Annotated in this window: 13 protein-coding genes; 6 read left to right on the forward strand and 7 right to left on the reverse strand. The window is 66.4% G+C overall.

All coding sequences use genetic code 11. From position 1 onward, the window contains the following. Positions 1-12 precede the first annotated feature (12 nt). Positions 13-1,047, reverse strand: a complete 1,035-nt coding sequence (locus MJ603_RS14430; protein WP_243064439.1) for a LacI family DNA-binding transcriptional regulator — start codon at positions 1,045-1,047, stop codon at positions 13-15. A 236-nt stretch (positions 1,048-1,283) separates the two neighbouring features. On the opposite strand from MJ603_RS14430, the gene MJ603_RS14435 reads away from it, so the two are divergent. From MJ603_RS14435 to MJ603_RS14460, 6 genes are all read left to right on the forward strand, one after another. Further along, complete coding sequence (locus tag MJ603_RS14435) at positions 1,284-2,522, forward strand: sugar ABC transporter substrate-binding protein (protein ID WP_243064440.1); 1,239 nt, start codon at positions 1,284-1,286, stop codon at positions 2,520-2,522. A gap of 65 nt (positions 2,523-2,587) precedes the next feature. Continuing rightward, the gene (locus MJ603_RS14440) at positions 2,588-3,541 is read left to right on the forward strand and encodes a carbohydrate ABC transporter permease (RefSeq protein ID WP_243064441.1); all 954 of its coding nucleotides are present in this window, start codon (positions 2,588-2,590) and stop codon (positions 3,539-3,541) included. After that, the gene (locus MJ603_RS14445; RefSeq protein WP_374230935.1) at positions 3,538-4,398 is read left to right on the forward strand and encodes a carbohydrate ABC transporter permease; all 861 of its coding nucleotides are present in this window, start codon (positions 3,538-3,540) and stop codon (positions 4,396-4,398) included. The genes MJ603_RS14440 and MJ603_RS14445 overlap by 4 nt, the downstream gene beginning before the upstream one ends. Before the next feature lie 44 nt (positions 4,399-4,442). Next, positions 4,443-5,240, forward strand: coding sequence for a ThuA domain-containing protein (locus MJ603_RS14450; protein WP_243064442.1), 798 nt, complete (start codon positions 4,443-4,445; stop codon positions 5,238-5,240). Beyond that, positions 5,237-6,367: a Gfo/Idh/MocA family protein gene (locus tag MJ603_RS14455; RefSeq protein ID WP_243064443.1), complete on the forward strand. Its 1,131-nt coding sequence runs from the start codon at positions 5,237-5,239 to the stop codon at positions 6,365-6,367. The genes MJ603_RS14450 and MJ603_RS14455 overlap by 4 nt, the downstream gene beginning before the upstream one ends. A 35-nt stretch (positions 6,368-6,402) precedes the next feature. Further along, on the forward strand, positions 6,403-8,289 hold the full coding sequence (locus tag MJ603_RS14460; RefSeq protein ID WP_243064444.1) for a beta-L-arabinofuranosidase domain-containing protein: 1,887 nt from the start codon (positions 6,403-6,405) through the stop codon (positions 8,287-8,289). A 37-nt stretch (positions 8,290-8,326) separates the two neighbouring features. On the opposite strand, the gene MJ603_RS14465 is transcribed toward MJ603_RS14460, so the two are convergent. The 6 genes from MJ603_RS14465 to MJ603_RS14490 form a co-directional block, all read right to left on the reverse strand. Next, positions 8,327-10,696, reverse strand: a complete 2,370-nt coding sequence (locus MJ603_RS14465) for a glycoside hydrolase family 3 N-terminal domain-containing protein (RefSeq protein ID WP_243064445.1) — start codon at positions 10,694-10,696, stop codon at positions 8,327-8,329. An 85-nt stretch (positions 10,697-10,781) separates the two neighbouring features. Further along, on the reverse strand, positions 10,782-12,878 hold the full coding sequence (locus MJ603_RS14470) for a GMC family oxidoreductase N-terminal domain-containing protein (protein ID WP_243064446.1): 2,097 nt from the start codon (positions 12,876-12,878) through the stop codon (positions 10,782-10,784). Beyond that, positions 12,865-13,761, reverse strand: a complete 897-nt coding sequence (locus MJ603_RS14475) for a carbohydrate ABC transporter permease (RefSeq protein WP_243064447.1) — start codon at positions 13,759-13,761, stop codon at positions 12,865-12,867. Before MJ603_RS14475 ends, MJ603_RS14470 begins: the two co-directional genes overlap by 14 nt. Further along, entirely contained in the window at positions 13,758-14,720 is a 963-nt protein-coding gene (locus tag MJ603_RS14480; protein ID WP_243064448.1) for a carbohydrate ABC transporter permease, read from the reverse strand. Before MJ603_RS14480 ends, MJ603_RS14475 begins: the two co-directional genes overlap by 4 nt. Before the next feature lie 95 nt (positions 14,721-14,815). Beyond that, positions 14,816-16,141, reverse strand: a complete 1,326-nt coding sequence (locus tag MJ603_RS14485) for an ABC transporter substrate-binding protein (RefSeq protein ID WP_243064449.1) — start codon at positions 16,139-16,141, stop codon at positions 14,816-14,818. Between the two features lie 256 nt (positions 16,142-16,397). Then, positions 16,398-17,468, reverse strand: a complete 1,071-nt coding sequence (locus tag MJ603_RS14490) for a LacI family DNA-binding transcriptional regulator (RefSeq protein ID WP_243064450.1) — start codon at positions 17,466-17,468, stop codon at positions 16,398-16,400. Positions 17,469-17,560 lie beyond the last annotated feature (92 nt).

A 17,560-nucleotide genomic window follows, 5' to 3' on the forward strand; every position in this document is an offset into this window, starting at 1 on the left:
GCCGTCACCCCGTCACCCCGTCGCGACGTCGAGTTCGGGTCGTCGCGACGGAGCCGGGCCGATCGAGGCTCCTCCGTGCAGGGTGCACGCGATGAGCACCTGCGTCGCGGGGCCGTCCCGTCCCTCGAGGCGCGCGATCAACGCTTCGGCCGCGCGTCGTCCGAGCTCGTGCCCAGGGGCGTCGTAGGTGCTGAGGGGCGGATCCATCAGATCGCCGATCGCCGTCGATGAGGCGATCGCGGCGATCGAGATGTCCCTCGGTATCTCGAGACCCCTGTGCCTGAGCCTGCCCATCAGGGCATAGCTCGCCTCGTCATGCATGGAGATGATCGCGGTGGTCTGCGGTGCCTCGCGCAGCAGATCATCGGTGAGGGAGGAGATCGCTGTGGCTTCGTGCGGAACGCGAAAGACGCTGCCGTGCAGTCCGCGTTCGGCGAGCACCGCGCGGAACGTCGCCTCGGTGCGGATCGGAGGGCTGTAGCGCGCCAACGGAGTGCCGTCGAGGTCTTCGATGACGAGGCTGAAGTTCCGATGCCCGAGCCCGGCAAGGTCGTCGATCGCCAGCTCGGTCGTGCGCTCGAAGTCGATGTCGACGTAGTCGATGCCCGCAAGGTCGCCGGTGCGTCCGATCAGCGCGAACGGAGCATCCGCCTGTTGCAGGTGAGTGACCCGCTCGTCCTCGAACTGCACCTCCATCAGCAGCACGCCATCGGCGAAACCGGCCTGGATCAGCGACGTGATCTCGGTCGTGACGTTGTCACTGTGGATCGGCCAGAGCACGAGGCTGTAGCCGTGCTCCTCGGCCGCCGTCGCCGCAGCGTCGACGAACGCGTGGTGGTTGCGGTGGTCGAGCAGGGGGTAGATCAACGCGAGCACGCGCGACTTGCGACTCGCGAGCGCCCTCGCCATCGTGTTGCGCCGGTAACCGAGCTCGTCGATGGCACTCAACACGCGTTCCCTGGTCTCGGGAGCGACCGGCTTCGTGTTGTTCACGACGAACGACACGGTCGAGATCGAAACCTTGGCGCGGTCCGCCACTTGCTGCATCGTGACCACGATCGGTGCCTCTCTGGCTTGGGTTGGGGTAAGTATCGCACCCGACATCACGATTTCGGTAAAGCGCTTGACTTTTTGTTCGGAGCGCGCACAGAATGCCAATCAAGCACTTGCCGGAGTTTCAGTGAAGACCTCCCGGTCTTATTTTTTCCGCCTCCGGTCAAGCGCTTTACCTTGCTGTCTTTCGACGGCGATCACCTTCTGAGAAGAAGCAAAGGAGCTCATTCGTGAAGAAGTCACGCATCATCGCGGCGGTCGCCGGGGTGGCAGCCATATCGCTGTCACTGGCCGCCTGTTCCTCCGGCTCGAACGGCTCGAGCACCTCGGGTGCGAAGCAGACGCTGACCGTCGAGGACTACTACACCGCCAACCCGAGCATGAGCGGGTACAACACCATCTACAAGCAGTGCGGCACCGAGATCGGGGCCAAGGTCAACACCGTGCACATCGCAGGCGCTTCGCTGATCTCCAAGGTGCTGCAGCAGGCATCCTCGAAGACGCTGCCTGACGTGCTCATGCTCGACAATCCGGACGTGCAGCAGATCGCAGCGACCGGAGCGCTCGCCCCGCTGAAGAACTTCGGAGTGAGCGCGCCGTCTGGTGACGTGCCTTCCGTCGTCAAGGCCGGCACGTACAAGGGGCAGCTGTACGGCCTGGCTCCTGTGATCAACTCGATCGCGCTGTACTACAACGTCGACATGCTCAAGGCTGCCGGCGTCACCCCGCCCAAGACCTGGGATGAGCTGAAGGCCGCTGCGGTCAAGCTGACCGACTCGAGCAAGGGCGTCTACGGCTTCGCCATGAGCAACATCAACACCTACGAGGGCACCTGGCAGTTCCTTCCGTTCTTCTGGACGAACGGCGGCAACGAGAAGGACATCTCAACGGCGAAGGCCGCTCAGGCGCTCCAGTTCGACGTCGACCTGCAGAACGACGGTTCGATGTCGAAGAGCTCCGTGAACTGGAGCCAGCAGGATGTCAACAACCAGTTCGTGGCAGGCAAGGCGGCCATGATGATCAACGGCCCGTGGCAGCTGCCGGTTCTGACGACGACGAAGGGCCTGAACTTCGCCAGCGTGCCGATCCCCGTGCGCACCAGCTCGCAGAAGGTCGTCTCCCCGTTGGGTGGAGAGACGTTCAACGTGCCGCAGACCGGTGACAAGACCAAGATGGCGCTGTCCGCCAAGTTCGTCGAGTGCCTGAACAAGCCGGCCACGCAGCTGAAGATCGCGAAGATCTCCGGCAACGTGCCCGCCGACCAGGCGTCGGCAGCGACGTGGGTGAAGACGCACCCCGACGTGGCGGCGTTCGTCGAGACGGTGAAGACCGCTCGCGCTCGCACCGCGGAGCTCGGATCGAAGTGGCCCACCGCGGCGACAGCCATCTACACCGCTGTGCAGCTGGCGTTGACGGGCAAAGCGACGCCCACCGCAGCGCTGCAGCAGGCGCAGTCGCAGAACAAGTAGGCCGGTGCCGGGCGGGCTGATCCCTTCCGAGCCCGCCCGGCATCCGAATCGCAAAGGAGCGTGAGATGACCTCAGTCGACGCCGGCCTCGATCAGGGCACCGTGCAGAAGACCAGCACAGGGCGAGCACCGCGCCGAAGGACGCATGCCGGGCGCTACCTCACCAGGTGGCTGTTCGTCGCACCGGCGATCGTGTTCGTGCTGCTCTTCTTCGGCTATCCGATCGTGCAGAACGTCGTGATGTCGCTGCAGAACTACACGACGACCACGTTCTACACGGGTGAAGCGCCCTGGGTCGGGCTGCAGAACTACGTGAACGTGTTCACGAACCCGATCTTCTCGACGACGCTTCTCAACACGGCACTGTTCACCATCGGCTCGATCGTCTTGCAGTTCGGCATCGGGCTGGCGCTCGCTCTGTTCTTCAAGCGGCACTTCCCGCTGAGCGGATTCCTGCGCTCGCTGCTGCTCCTGCCGTGGCTGCTTCCCCTGATCGCCTCTGCCGCCGTCTGGAAGTGGATCCTCGATCAGGGCAGTGGCGCGCTGAACCAGTTCCTCGGCATCTTCGGGGTGCAGCCTGTTCCGTGGCTGGTGAGCCCGAGCCTCGCGCTCGTCGCGGTGATCGGCGTCAACGTGTGGCTCGGCATCCCGTTCAACACGACCATCCTCTACAGCGGCCTGCAGGCCGTTCCAGAGGAGCTGTACGAAGCTGCGGCGCTCGACGGCGCGACCGGCTGGAAGGCCTTCTGGCACATCACGTGGCCGAGCATCCGGTCGGTGGTGAGCGTGGTCATCGTGCTCGGCGTCGTCTACACGCTCAAGGTGGTCGACATCATCCTCGGCCTCACCGGCGGTGGACCGGCGAACTCCACGCAGACGCTCGCCACCTGGGCCTACCAGAACTCGTTCGTGCAGTTCCTGTTCGGACAGGGCGCTGCCGTGAGCAACGTGCTGATCGTGATCTCGCTCGTGTTCGCGATCGTCTATCTCTACATGAACCGCAAGGGGGTCGACGAATGACCGCGACACAGGCGATGGTGCTGCCTGCCGGAGCTCAGGCGAACCGGCGCAAGCACGCCCGCAAGTGGCCGTTGACGGTGCTCGGCATCATCTTCCTCGCCGTCATGGTGTTTCCGATCTACTGGATGATCAACAGCAGCCTGCAAGGCAACTCCGGTGCTGCGAACACCGAGTGGTTCCCGATCCATCCGACCTTCGCCGGTTACCAGGCCGCCATCGCGCAGCAGTGGCCGAACCTCATCACGAGCCTGATCATCTCGCTCAGCGCCGTCGTGCTGACCCTCGTGATCGCAACGCCTGCCGCATACGGGCTGGCCCGCTTCAAGATGAAGGGGATGACGGTCTTCGTCTTCGTGCTGCTGATCACGCAGATGATCCCGACGATCGTCATCGCGAATGCGCTTTACACGCTGTTCAACAACTGGGGTCTGCTCAACACGTACATCGGCCTGATCCTGGCCGACAGCGCAGCTCAGATTCCGTTCGCGATCATCTTGATGCGCGCCTTCATGGCATCCCTTCCGGAGAGCCTCGTCGAGGCCGCTCTTGTGGACGGCGCCAACAACTTCAGGGCGTTCATCGCGATCGTCGTGCCGATCAGCAAGAACGCGATCATCACGGCCGCCCTCTTCACGTTCCTCGGGGCGTGGGGCGACTTCCTGTTCGCGTTGACCCTGACGAGCACGCCCGCCGTGCGGCCGATCACGCTCGGCATCTACAACTACCTGGGCGCCAACGTGTCCCAGTGGGGACCGGTGATGGCCACGGCCGTGATCGCGTCGGTCCCGGCGGGCATCCTGCTGATCATCGCCCAGAAGTACATCGCCGCCGGAGCACTCGGCGGCGCGATCAAGTGACGCGGCACGGCCGTACCGTCACGCAGAACCACGAAGGAGCACTCATGAACGCCATTGCCGACCGCCCCCTGCGCGTCGTCGTCTGGGGAGAGAACCGGCACGAGCAGGTGGAACCGCACGTCGCCGAGCTCTACCCGGAGGGCATGCACAACGCCATCAAACAGGGCATCGAGGAGAACCTCGGCGACAAGGTCTCGGTCTCGACGGCGCTGCTCGACGACCCCGAGCACGGTCTCAGCGACGAGAGGCTCGCCGAAACGGACGTGCTCACCTGGTGGGGTCACGCCGCGCACTCCGAGGTGTCGGACGAGGTCGTCGAGCGTGTGCACCGTCACGTGCTGGAGGGCATGGGACTGCTGGTGCTGCACTCCGGCCACTGGTCCAAGATCTTCCAGAAGCTGATGGGCACGACGTGCACGCTGCGGTGGCGCAGCGAGAACGACCGCGAGCTGGTCTGGACCGTCGACCCGACGCATCCGATCGCGCAGGGCGTGCCGCATCCGATCGAGATTCCGCAGCAGGAGATGTACGGCGAGCAGTTCGACGTTCCGCGGCCGGACGAGATCGTCTTCATCAGCTCGTTCACCGGGGGAGAGGTGTTTCGAAGTGGCATCACGTACCGCCGCGGCAACGGCAAGATCTTCTACTTCAGTCCCGGCGACCAGGACTTCCCGGTGTATCACCACAAGGACGTGCGCAGGGTGATCGCGAACGGCGTCGCGTGGGCGGCATCCGATCGACCGAACCGGGCCCTGCCGACACTTCTGCGCTACGAGACCGGCGACTTCTTCAACGGGCGCGGGTACCAGGGTGCCATGAGCAACCGGGCCGACGACGAATGAGCCCGTTCGCCACGCTTGAAGGGGATGCCCCTGTGCGCGTCGTGCTCGTCGGCGCGGGCTCCATGGGAAGGCACTGGCTGCAGGTCATCTCCGAGACGTCGCAGGTGGAACTCGTCGGGCTCGTCGATCTTGATCTCGACCTCGCTAGGGGCGTCGTCGCCGATCGAGGGCTGGCCATCGAGATCGGGGCCTCGGTGGCGGATGTCGCCACCAGGTCGGGGGCACAGGCCGTCATCGACGTCACGGTCCCGCCGGCCCACCACGCCGTGAACACGGAGGCGCTCTTCGCCGGGCTTCCCGTGCTGTGCGAGAAGCCGATAGCGCCGACCGTTGCAGAGACCCTGTCGCTGATCGCGGCGGAAGAGCTGTCGGGACAACTGCTCATGACGAGCCAGTCGCGCAGGTACTATCCCGTGCTCGCCGAGCTGAAGGATGCCATCGCCGGCCTCGGCGACATCGGCATCGTCACGACGGAGTTCTTCAAGGCGCCGCACTTCGGCGGGTTCCGTGACGAGATGGCGCAGCCTCTGCTGGTCGACATGGCCATCCACGCGTTCGATGTCTCGCGGTACCTGTTGGATGCCGACCCGGTCTCGGTTGACTGCCGCACCTTCAATCCGAGCTGGAGCTGGTACCGAGGTGACGCGGCTGCGACAGCTGTCTTCGAGTTCGAGGGCGGTACGCGCTACACCTTCACAGGCAGCTGGTGCAGCCCTGGCCTCGAGACCTCCTGGAACGGACGCTGGCGCGTCAGCGGCGCTCTGGGCAGCGCGAGCTGGGACGGCGAGGGGCATCCTGAGATCGAACTCGCGGGCGAAGGATCGCTGCGGCCGACGAGCGTCTCGACGAAGCGCTCCGAGATCGCGGGAGCCCTCGACGACTTCATCGACGCACTGCGCACCGGGCGCACGCCGGCAGGCGACGTGCACTCGAACGTCTACAGCCTCGCCATGGTCGAGGCCGCCGTGCTCTCCGCCGAGACGTCGCGCACGGTCACGCTCGATAGTGTGCTCGAGGATGCCTACCGCACGGCCGTCGCCCAGGAACGCCGCGACGACGTGAAGGCAGTGCTCGAATCGTGGGGTTCGGTGGCGGAGAACCTGGCTGCGGCGTCCTCGCGATCGTGAACCGGCACGCGCCGGCAGAGGAAGGAACAGACTTGGTGACAACGGCTCGACCGACGCAGGCATCGCGCCTTGGACTCGTCACTCCCGTGAAGGGTGATGTCGTGCTCGGCGATGGAACACTCGGGCTGTGGCAGCGCCGCAACCGGCAGACGACGATCCCGCACGGCATCGAACGGCTGGAGTCGTATGGCGCGCTCGACAACCTCCGCCGGCTGATCGGCGGGACCGATGCACCCTTTCGCGGCCCGGTCTTCGCCGACAGCGACGTGCACAAGGTGCTCGAGGCGGTCGCCTGGGAACTGGGCCACGAGGAACAGTCAGACTTCCGCGCGTTCTACGAGGAGACGGTCGCGCTGCTCACCGCCGCGCAGGACCAAGACGGCTATCTCGACTCTGCATTCCAGCGTGCAGACCGCGTGCAGGAGCGGTGGACCGATTTCGCATCGGGCCACGAGTTGTACTGTGCCGGTCATCTGATCCAAGCCGCGATCGCGTCAGTGCGTGCGTTGGGTGACGACCGGCTGCTGGCGGTGGCCAGCCGCACGGCCGACCTGATCGTGCGGCTGTTCGGCGGGGCGGAGTCGCAGGCGTACCCGGGGCATCCGGAAGTCGAGTACGCCCTCGTCGAGCTCTACCGACTCACCGGCCGCACCGAGTATCTCGACACGGCGAAGGCGTTCGTCGACCGCCGCGGCTCCGGATGGCTCGGGCGCGGCGCATTCGGCACCGCCTACTTCCAGGACGACGCGTCAGTGCGCGAGACCGCCGTCATGCGCGGGCACGCGGTGCGCGCCCTCTACCTGAACAGCGGGGCGACGGATGTCTACCTCGAGACGGGCGACGACACCCTGCTCACCGCGCTGAAGGCGCAATGGGACGACATGGTCACCCGCCGCAGCTACCTCACCGGAGGCACCGGATCCCGCCACAGGGACGAAGCCTTCGGCGACGCCTACGAGCTTCCGAGCGACCGTGCCTACGCGGAGACGTGCGCCGGGATCGGCGCCATGCACTGGGCGTGGCGCATGTACCAGGCCACGGGTGACGCGCAGTACGGCGACTTCTTCGAGACCGCGCTCTACAACGTCGTCGCCGACGGCACCTCCGACGACGGGGCATCCTTCTTCTACAGCAACCCGCTCCAGCTGCGCCCAGACCACATCTCGGTGCAAGAGGAGGCTGCAGCGCGACGGCTCGATTGGTACTTCTGCGCGTGCTGTCCGCCGAACCTGATGCGCACGTTCGCGAGCATCGAGGGCTATCTCGCCGGCACGCGTGGCGACGAGCTGCAGTTGTTCCAGTACACGAGATCGCGCATCGACACCGCGCTCGACGGCGGACGCGTCGTGCTGGATGTCGACACGGACTACCCGGTCGACGGCGGCATCCTGATCACGGTCGTCGAGGGCTTCGACAGCGGAACGCTCGCGCTGCGCCTGCCGGGGTGGAGCACCGGTCACAGTGTGACGGTCGACGGCCGCCCGATCGAGGCAGCCCTTGAGAACGGGTGGCTGCACCTGCCAGGTGCGCTCGCCACGGGCACCGTCGTACGGCTCGACCTCGACCTGGCGCCCGAGGTGTTGTCGGGCAACCCCCGCATCGACGCCGTGCGCGGATCCGTCGCCGTGCGTCGCGGACCGATCGTCTACTGCCTCGAGCAGGGCGACAACCAGGCCGACATCGACCAGGTCGTGTTGGATCCGACGAGCCCGATCGCGCTGAGCGGTGACACAACGCAGCTGGGCCCGATCCTCGACGCCGTCGGACACGTGCGCGGCGACGACGATCGGCTCTACGCCGGATGGGATGCCTCGAGCTCGGCCGAGCAGACCGCGTCGCAGGTGCGGTTGCGTCCGTATGCCACCTGGGGCAACGGCCGGCCCGGCGCGATGCGAGTGTGGGTGCCCGCGGCATCAGTGTGACCGCAGCACGTTCTCGCGCGCCAGAGGTCGATCGCATCTACCGGATCGTCACCGCGCTCCGCAGCTCGCGCGTGTGGTCGACGACCCGCACCGGTCCGGTCAGCGTCACCGGCAGTGCGAAGCGGATGTCGCCGCTCGACGCACCGAGTCGCAACTCGAGCTCTCCGGGTTCCACGACGCGCGTGTAGTCGCGCCCCGTGAACGCCGAGAGGTCCGCGCTCACCTCGAACGACACGGTCTTCGACTCTCCCGCTTCCAGCGGCACCGAGGCGTAGCCGACGAGCCGGTTCACCGGTCGCACGACGGATGCCACCGGATCGTGCAGGTACAGCTGCACGATCTCGATGCCCGCCCGCTCGCCGGTGTTGGTCACCAGCAGCGAGACGTTCACGGCGCCGGACGTCGTGGTGGAGTCGGCGTCGAGGCGGGCATCCGACCACGCGAACGAGGTGTACGAGAGTCCGTGTCCGAACGGGAACTTCGCCGTCGGGTCGAGGTTGGAGACACCGGTCGGCCCGCCGAGAGCCGCCGCCAGATACGTCGCAGGCTGGCCGCCCTCCGTGGCGGGGATGCTCACGGGCAGACGCCCGCTCGGGTTGACCCGACCGCTGAGCACGCCGGCGATCGCCGGTCCGCCCTCTTCGCCGGGGAAGAATGCCGTGACGATCGCTCCGGCCTTGTCGGAGGCGGATCCCAGCGCGTACGGACGTCCCTCCACGAGCGTCGTCACCACGGGGGTGCCGCTGTCGACGAGAGCGTCGAGCAGGTCCTGCTGGCGACCTGGCAGGCGCATGCTGGCGGCGTCGCATCCTTCGCCGGAGGTGCCGCGGCCGAACAGGCCCGCGTGATCGCCGAGCACCGCGACGACGAGGTCGGCTTCTCGCGCGACGTCGACGGCGAGACGGATGCCCGTGGCATCCGTCTCGGCCACCCCGTCACCCTTGCCGTCCACGCTCACGCCGGCCTCGACGGTGAAGGTCGCGTTCGGGAACTCGGCCCGCAGGCTCTCCAGCACGGTCGGGAGTTCGATGCCGATCGGCACCTCGGAGTGCAACGTGCCGACGTGGCTCGGGAACGAGTAGCAGCCGAGCATCGCGAACATGTCGTCCGCCAACGGCCCGACGACGGCGATACGGATGCCCGCCTCGGACGCGATCGGCAGCACCCCGTCATTGCGCACGAGAACCACGGCACGCTCGGCGACGGTACGCGCGAGCGCGCGGTCCTCGTCGCTGTCCAGCCGAATGCGTCCCCGCGCGGCGTCGATGTTCGTCAGGTCGGCTTCGCTCCAGCCGTCGGGAATCGGCGACCAGTCGGGGTCGAGCATGCCGAACTCCGCCTTCTGAAGCAGCACGCGGCGCAGCGCGCGCTCCACGTACGACTCGTCGAGGTCGCCGTCCGAGACGGTCTCGACGAGCGGGTCGCCATAGGCCTTCACCGTCGGAAGCTCGACGTCGACTCCGGCTTTCAGCGCCGCTGCCGCTGCCTCGCCCCAGGTGCCGGCCACGCCGTGCAGCGTCTTCAGGAAGGCGATGCCGAAGTAGTCGGCGACCACGGTGCCGTCGAAACCCCAGGTGTCCCGGAGCAGCCCGGTGAGCAGGGTCTCGTCGCCGGCGGAGGGGACGCCGTCGACATCCGTGTAGGCGTGCATCACGCTGCGCACGCCGCCGTCGCGCACGGCGAGCTCGAATGGCGGAACCATCACGTCGTTGAACTCGCGTCTGCCCATCGACACGGGAGCGAGATTGCGGGCGGCCTTCGACGCCGAGTACCCGATGAAGTGCTTCAGCGTCGCGACGATGCCGGTGGATTCGAGCCCGCGAACGTACGCTGTCGCGATCGTACCGACGAGATACGGATCCTCGCCGATGGTCTCCTCAGTGCGACCCCAGCGCGGATCGCGCGTCACGTCGAGCACCGGTGCGAGTCCCTGGTGCACGCCGACGGCGCGCATGCCGGTGCCGATCCGAATGGCGACCTTCTCGATCAGAGCCGGGTCGAACGTGGCACCCCACGACAGCGGCACGGGGTACGCGGTCGCACCCCACGCGGTGAATCCGGCGAGGCATTCCTCGTGAGCGATCGCGGGGATGCCGAATCGGTTCGCCGCCATGATGCGCTTCTGACTGCGGGCGAGCGACACCAGTCCAACCGCCGGATCGACGGGCGTCGACCCGAACGACCTCGTCAGCTGACCGAGGCCGTGGGGGAGCAGCTCGTCGAGCTCGACCGCATCTTCGCTCATGTCGTGCTGGAACGGGGCGACGTCATCGCCGACCGGTGACGACGCCACCCACACCCCGTAGAGCTGCGCGACCTTCTCGCGCAGCGTCATCTGAGCGATCAGCGCGTCGACGCGCTCCATCGGCGAAAGGGTGGTGTCGTGCCAGCGCTGGCCAGCGGCCATGTCGTTCTCCTCGTTGTTGTCCTTCGCCCGGCTGCGATCGCTGCAGGTCCCTGAGCGATCCGGCGGCGAGTTGAAGGGTGACTTCTCACCGTGGCCACTCGGCCACGAGGTTGTCGGCGACGCGGAACGCGTTCGCCACGATCGTCAGTGTCGGGTTCACCGAACCGTTCGTCGGGTGCAGCGAAGAGTCGCAGCACACGATGCGGCCAGTTCCCCACACACGTCCGTACGGGTCGGTGGCGGAGTTCTCCGTCGACGTGCCCATGCGGGCGGTGCCGCACGAGTGCTCGCCGGCAGCGGATGCCGTCGCCGGCCCGCCCTGCCTCCTGATGTCCGTGATCCCAGCGGCCTCGAGCCACTTCGCGCCCTGCACGGCCATGCCGTCTTCGACCTGCTGGCTGGTCCAGTGCACGTCCTTGCGCAGGGCTGCGCCGGGGCGGCCCCAACGATCCCGCACCGCCGCGAGCGTGACGCGCGAGGTGGGCAGTGGGATCTCCTGTCCCATCGCGAAGACGCCGAACAGGTTAGCGCGGCCCTCGCGCATCCATTCCTTGTGGCCGGCGCCCCAGCCTGCAACGCCCGGATCCGGCTGCCCGGCCGAGGTCAGGGGAAGCAGGCTCATCAGATCGACGATCACGCCGCCGCCCCATGGAATGGTGTCGCCGTGCACGTGGTCGAGCGTCGCGACGGAGTGTCCGGGGCCGATGTAGGGCTTCACGGGGCTCGCCGACCGTCCGAGCACCGTCGCGGTGCGGTGGTCGTGCAGATAGCGGCCGACGTGATCGTTGCCGATGCCGCTGGCGAGCAGCAGCCGGGCAGTCTCGACGGCGCCGGCCGAGACGACGACCACGTCGGCGCTGACGGTGAGTTCGACGGGGTGGCTCGAGGCATCCGCCATGATCGTGACGCCGGCTGCTCCGACGCCGTCCCGCACCTCCACCACCTCCGCGTCGGCCAGCAGATCGCAGAGTCCGGTCGCCAAGGCACGGGGGATGAACGTCGACTGCGAACCGTTCTTCGCGTTCACGGGACACGTATTGCCGATGCATTGGGCGCAGCGCACGCACGCCGCGCGGCCTCCCCAGGGCACCGAGTTGATGGCGAGCGGAATCGGACCCCAGCCCCAGCCGAGGGTGTCGGCCGCCGCGCCGAGCAGCTCGCGGGACGGCTCGGTACCCATCGCGGGCATCGGATATCCGCCCGAGCGCGGCGTGCGGCGCGTGAGACCGCCCTCCTCGCCTGCCACACCGAGCTCCCACTCGGCCCGCGTGTAATACGGCTCGAGCTCGTCGTACGACACCGGCCAGTCGGCGAGGCTCGCGCCGTCCGGGTCGCCATAGAGCGTGCGCATCCGGAAGTCCTCCGGCATGAATCGCCAGGCCATGCCCTGCCAGATGCGGGTTCCTCCACCGACAGTGTCGGCATTCAGTCCGTAGACAGACGCGTCGTCGGTGCCGTCGAGAACGCGGTCGCCGTCCGGTAGCTGTGCGACCCGCGGATGCCCCGGCCCAGGCCCGACCGTCGGCCAGTACACGGCGTTGCGTTTGCCATGCAGGTGGTCGCCGCGAATCTCGTCATCACGCAGATTGGGAGCGCGCTCCACCAGCAGCACGTGCTTGCCGGCGGCCGTCAGCACCTGCGCGGCGACGCCACCGCCCGGGCCGGAGCCGACGACGATCGCGTCGTAGTGCGCGTGCACCTGAGACGGTGCGATTGCAGCAGGCGGCTCGGGCTCGACCGGAGTGACGCCCTCTGGCACCCCGCGGAATCCCACCATGTCGAGGCCGGCAGGATGCCGTGCATCCGACGACGCGTAGTACCCTTCCCAGCTCACGCGGCGGAGCACGTCGAACGCCGCTGCGCTCGAGCCGGCGGCGATCCGGGTCAGGATGCCGTCCTGCGCCTGTGCGCCGAGGTGGGCAAAGCCCGCGGCCCCCGCACGCTGCGCCTCGTCGTCGAGCCGTGCAGCGAGTGAGATCAGCGACGGCCACGCCCACAGCAGATCCCGGTCCGCCGCGATCGGGTCGAGCGTCAGGTACTCGGCGACGCCGCCCTCCCAGCCTGCGGGCCACGCATCCGCCGGAATGATCCGGTCGATAGCCGCGCGGAGAGCCGGAAGGGCGGCCGCACGTGATGTGCGCCCGCCCTCCTGGATGTCGCCGGCGTTGTCAGCGTCCGGCAAGCGACCCTCCGATACCGCCAACCGAGAAGTATCTGTTGAGCACGGAGAAGATGATGATCGGCGGGAGCATCATCACGACCGCGACGGCCATCACGAGTCCCCAGTTGGTCTGGTTCTGCTGGAAGAACGTGTTCAGGCCGATGGGGAGGGTGTAATTCTGGTCGGATCGGAGGAAGACCACGGCGACGAGGTAGTCGTTCCAGGCCAGCAGGAACGAGAAGATCGCGGTGGAGAGCACGCCGGGCAGCGAGTTGCGGAGCACGATGCGGATGAAGCTGCCCCAGACGCTGGCGCCGTCGATCCAGGCTGCTTCTTCGAGGGTGATCGGGATCGAGTCGAAGTAGGCGGCCATCATCCAGCAGGCGACACTCATCGTGGAGCCGGTGTAGATGATCATGATCCCGACGAGGTTGTCGACCAGTCCGAACTTCGCGAACAGGAAGAACAACGGGATGACGGCGGTGACCACAGGCAGCGACTGCACGATGAAGAGGATCAGCGAGTAGGAGGAGACCAGCTTGTTGCGTCCTCGTGAGAGCACGTAGCCGGCAGGCGCTGCGATGATCACGGCGGCGACCACGGTGACCAGGGCGACGAGGAGGCTGTTGCCCAGCCAAGTGCCGACGGAGGTCTGGGTGAACACGGCGCCGAAGTTCTCGAACGTCAGCCCGGTCGCGGTGGAGCCCAGCGACGGGGTGAGCGACAGGATCACGACGGCGACGATGGGGACCAGCACGACCGCGGTGATGACGAAGATCGCCAGCAGACGCCACCATTTGCCGCGCTCGCCCAACTCGGACAAGGAGCGACGTTTGCCGCCGGCGTTCACGCCGACGTGCAGCTCACCGGTGATGGGCAGGCCGGTTGCGGTTTCGGTGCTCATTCGATGTTCACCTTCCTAATCTGGCGGTACAGCAGCACCGAGATGATCACCAAGACGATGGTCATCAGGAACGCGATCGCGACACCGGGGCCGACCTGGTAGTTCTGGAACACGGTCTGGTAGGCGAGCACGACCAGGGATTGGGTGGCGTTGACCGGTCCGCCGCCGGTCAACAGGAAGATCGTCGGAAAGTCGTTGACGCAGAAGATCGTCATCAGGATCCACGACACGTACGTGGTGCGGGAGATCATCGGCAGCGTGATCTGTGTGAACGTCTGCCAGGTTCCCGCGCCGTCGACCTTGGATGCCTCGTACACGTTGGTGTCCACCGACGCCAGTGCAGACGACATCATCATCATCATGAACGGGAAGCTGATCCAGACCTTGAACACGCACACCGTGATCTGGGCGAGAAGCGGATCCGCGAGAAAGAGCACGTTCCCGAAGCCCAACGCGTGCGCCAGGAGGGGCAGCGGAGACTGCGGGGTGGCGACGAGCCAGTTCCACGACGTCGCCGACACCACAGTGGGAACGACCCACGGCAACAGCAGCAGCACCTTGAAGAGCCCGCCGGCAGGGATCCGGGTGCGCAGCAGCAACCCCAGCCCCAGCCCGGCAGCCCAGGAACCGAACACACCGACCACGGTGAAGACCAGGGTGAACAACGCGGCATGCCAGAACCCCGGCTGCTGCACCACGTCGATGTAGTTCGCGAACCCGACGAACGCGCCGGAATCGATCAGATCCCCATTACGGGTGGACTGCCATCCGGCGTAGATCACCGGGTACAGGTTCAACAGAACCAGAAGCACCAACGACGGCAGAGCGAACAAAAAGAACGTCCACGTGTGGGACATCGCACGGCCACGCTTGCCTTTACCAGGCGAGCGCCCCGAACCGGCCACTCCCACACCGTTCCGCGCCTTCTTCAGCGCACCGGCCACGGACTCGGTCGACATTGAGCTTCTCCTTTGACAGCTGTTCTCAGTAAAAACCTTGAAGAGTGAAAACGGGTGGGCCTCTGCTCGCGCCGAGGCCCACCCGAATCCGGTCCTTACTTCATCAGACCTTCGATGGCGTTCTGCAACGTCGTCAGAGCACTCTTGGCATCCGTCTTACCACCGAGGATCGCCTGCGAGAAGGTGATCATCGGCTGGGTGCCGTCAACGGTGTTCGCGATGTTGTAGAACAGGCCCTTTCCGCCCGGGGCTGCCCAGGTGCCGTAGATCGGGTTCCAGTCCTTCAGGATCTTCACCGTCACCGGGTCGGCCTTGAGAACCGAAGTGTTCGCGATGGACTTCAGAGGGGGAAGGCCGATACCGGTCTTCTCCGTCCACAGCTTCGACATGTTCTTGTAGTAGTACGTCACGAACGCCTCTGAGCCCTTCTGGCTCGGGGTGTTCTTGTACATCATGATGTTGTTCGGGAAGTACAGACCGCCCTTGGTTCCGTGCGGACCGGTCAGCGGGTCGCCGACGACCATGTCGGCAGCGACATCGCCTCCGACGCTGGCTGCAAGGCCCGCGCCGTCCCAGCCGTAGCCGAACTTCTTGGCCTTCCACTGCGACTGCACGTTCGCGCTCGTGTAGGTCGCACCCGCTGGGTCGGAGTAGCCGTTCTTCACGAGTGAGAGCACGTACTCCATCGCCTCGACGTTGACGTCGGTGACGCAGTCCGGCTCCTTGCTCTTGTTGAACAGGCCGCCGCCGTTGTTGATCATGAAGGCGGTGAGGATGTGGCTGCCGGTGAAGTTGCCGGCACCCGCGCCGAGGCCGAAGCCGTACACGCCGATCTTCTTGAGCGCCGCGCAGACCTTCGTGTACTCGTCCCAGGTGGTGGGCACATCGACGCCCGCCTGCGAAAGCAGCGTCTTGTTGTACCACGAGCAACGAACGTCGAGGTTGTACGGCACAGCCGCATAGCCCTGGTCGGTCTTCATCGTGTCGAGCAGGCCGTCGAGGAAGTCGTCCTTCAGGCCGTTGCTGCTCCACGAACTGATCAGGTCGTCCGCGTAGGCGATCTTGCCCTGGTGGGCGAACTGGAACGCCTGGGTTCCACCGCCCGAGCTCACTGCGGGACCCGTGTTCGATGCGACAGCCGAGGAGAACGTCTGGGTGAAGTTAGCCCACTGGATCTCCTGATAGGTCGCCGACGGAAGACTGCTCTTCGGCTTGTAAGCCAGCGTGATCTTCTTGTCGAGAGGGTTGAACGCGGTGCTGCCCCAGGGCATGTTCCAGAACTTCAGCGGCTTGCTGCTGCCGCCTCCGCCGCCGCTGGTACCGCCGGAGCAGGCTGCCAGAAGCGTTGTCGCGGCGACGCCGCCCGCGAGGCCGAGAAAGCCTCGTCGGGTGAAGGCTGCGCCAGTGGATTCCGATGCCATTATCAGATCCCTTTCCGTCCAGTCGGCGCGAGTGCGTCGGCCGGAGATTCTTCGTTGAATGTCAGGTGTTGGTGCGTTTGTCGTGGCCACGCCTTCCACGGCCGTGTTGGTTATCTTTCAGGCTTTTGTTGGGCGTGTCAACATTTACAAGTGCTCTCCCACGGGGGTTGCGGCTAACTGAGATCAAGATGTGATGAAAGTGTGGGAGCGCTCTCACGGACACGCTATACGACAAAATCTCACCGCGCCAAACCCGTTACCGAGCCGTTGTCGTCGATCCCCGGACCACCAGCTCGGTCGAGAGCTCTTCGCGTGCCGATCCCGAGTGGCCCCCGGAGCGCATGCGCAGCAGCATGCGCATCGCGGCAGCCGCCATCTGCTCTATCGGCTGCCGCACCGTGGTCATCGCCGGCGTGATCCACGAAGACTCCGGAAGATCGTCGAACCCGACCACGCTCAGCCGATCGGGAATCGCGACACCCAACGCGCCGGCCGCCTGGTAGACGCCCAGGGCCATCTCGTCGGAGCACGCGAAGACGGCCGACGGGGGAGAGGCGGAGGCGAGCATCCGTTCCGCGACGGATGCCGCTGCGTCGCGGTTCCAGGGGGCGTGACCGATGCGCCTGTGCTGCAGTTCGATGCCGGCCTGCTCCAGGCCGGCCCTGAACCCGTCGACTCGCGCTCTGCCGTAGCGGTAGTCGCCCTCGCCTGCGATCAGGCCGATGCGGCGGTGGCCGAGAGATGCCAGGTGCACGGCAGCTGCGTAACCGCCTGCCCAGTCCGTGGTGCCGATGCTCGGCGCGCCGGCCGCCGAGTCGGCGGACGGGTCGAGCAGCACCAGAGGGATGCCCGCGGCGTTCAGCGTCTGCAGCTGGGCGCTCGACGGAGTCAGAAGCGCCAGGGTTGCGCCGCGCGAGCGTCGGGCGAGCAGGCGGGCGACCCAGTCGGAACTCGCGTCCTGGCCAGGGCGCGAGACGGTGACGACCAGGTCGAGCCCCGCAGCGGCCGCAGCGCTCTCTGCCCCGCTCATCACGAGGTTCGCCCATGAGCCGCGCACTGTGCTGATCACGAGGTCGACGAGGCCGCCGGTCTCGTTGTCTGGCGCTCGGCCGGAGCGAGGGCGTCGACGATAGCCGGTCTGCTCGACGAGCCGCATGACGCGTTCCCTGGTGGCGACCGAGACATCGGAGCGGCCGTTCAGCACCTTCGACACCGTCGGCACCGTCGTTCCAGCGAGGCGCGCGAGCTCTGCCATCGTGACACCGCCTGGCGCATCGATGCCGTCGGCGTGTGCGCTCCACGGTGTGATCGCCCCCGGATCGCTCATGTCGGCATCCTAATAGGAAGTTGCGCAACTTGCGAGGATGGCTGTCGCTTGATTGCGGTGATGATCGGTGCGAAGATTGGGAAGACCGCGTC

This window comes from Humibacter sp. RRB41 (assembly GCF_022761015.1).
Classification (GTDB): Bacteria; Actinomycetota; Actinomycetes; order Actinomycetales; family Microbacteriaceae; genus Humibacter.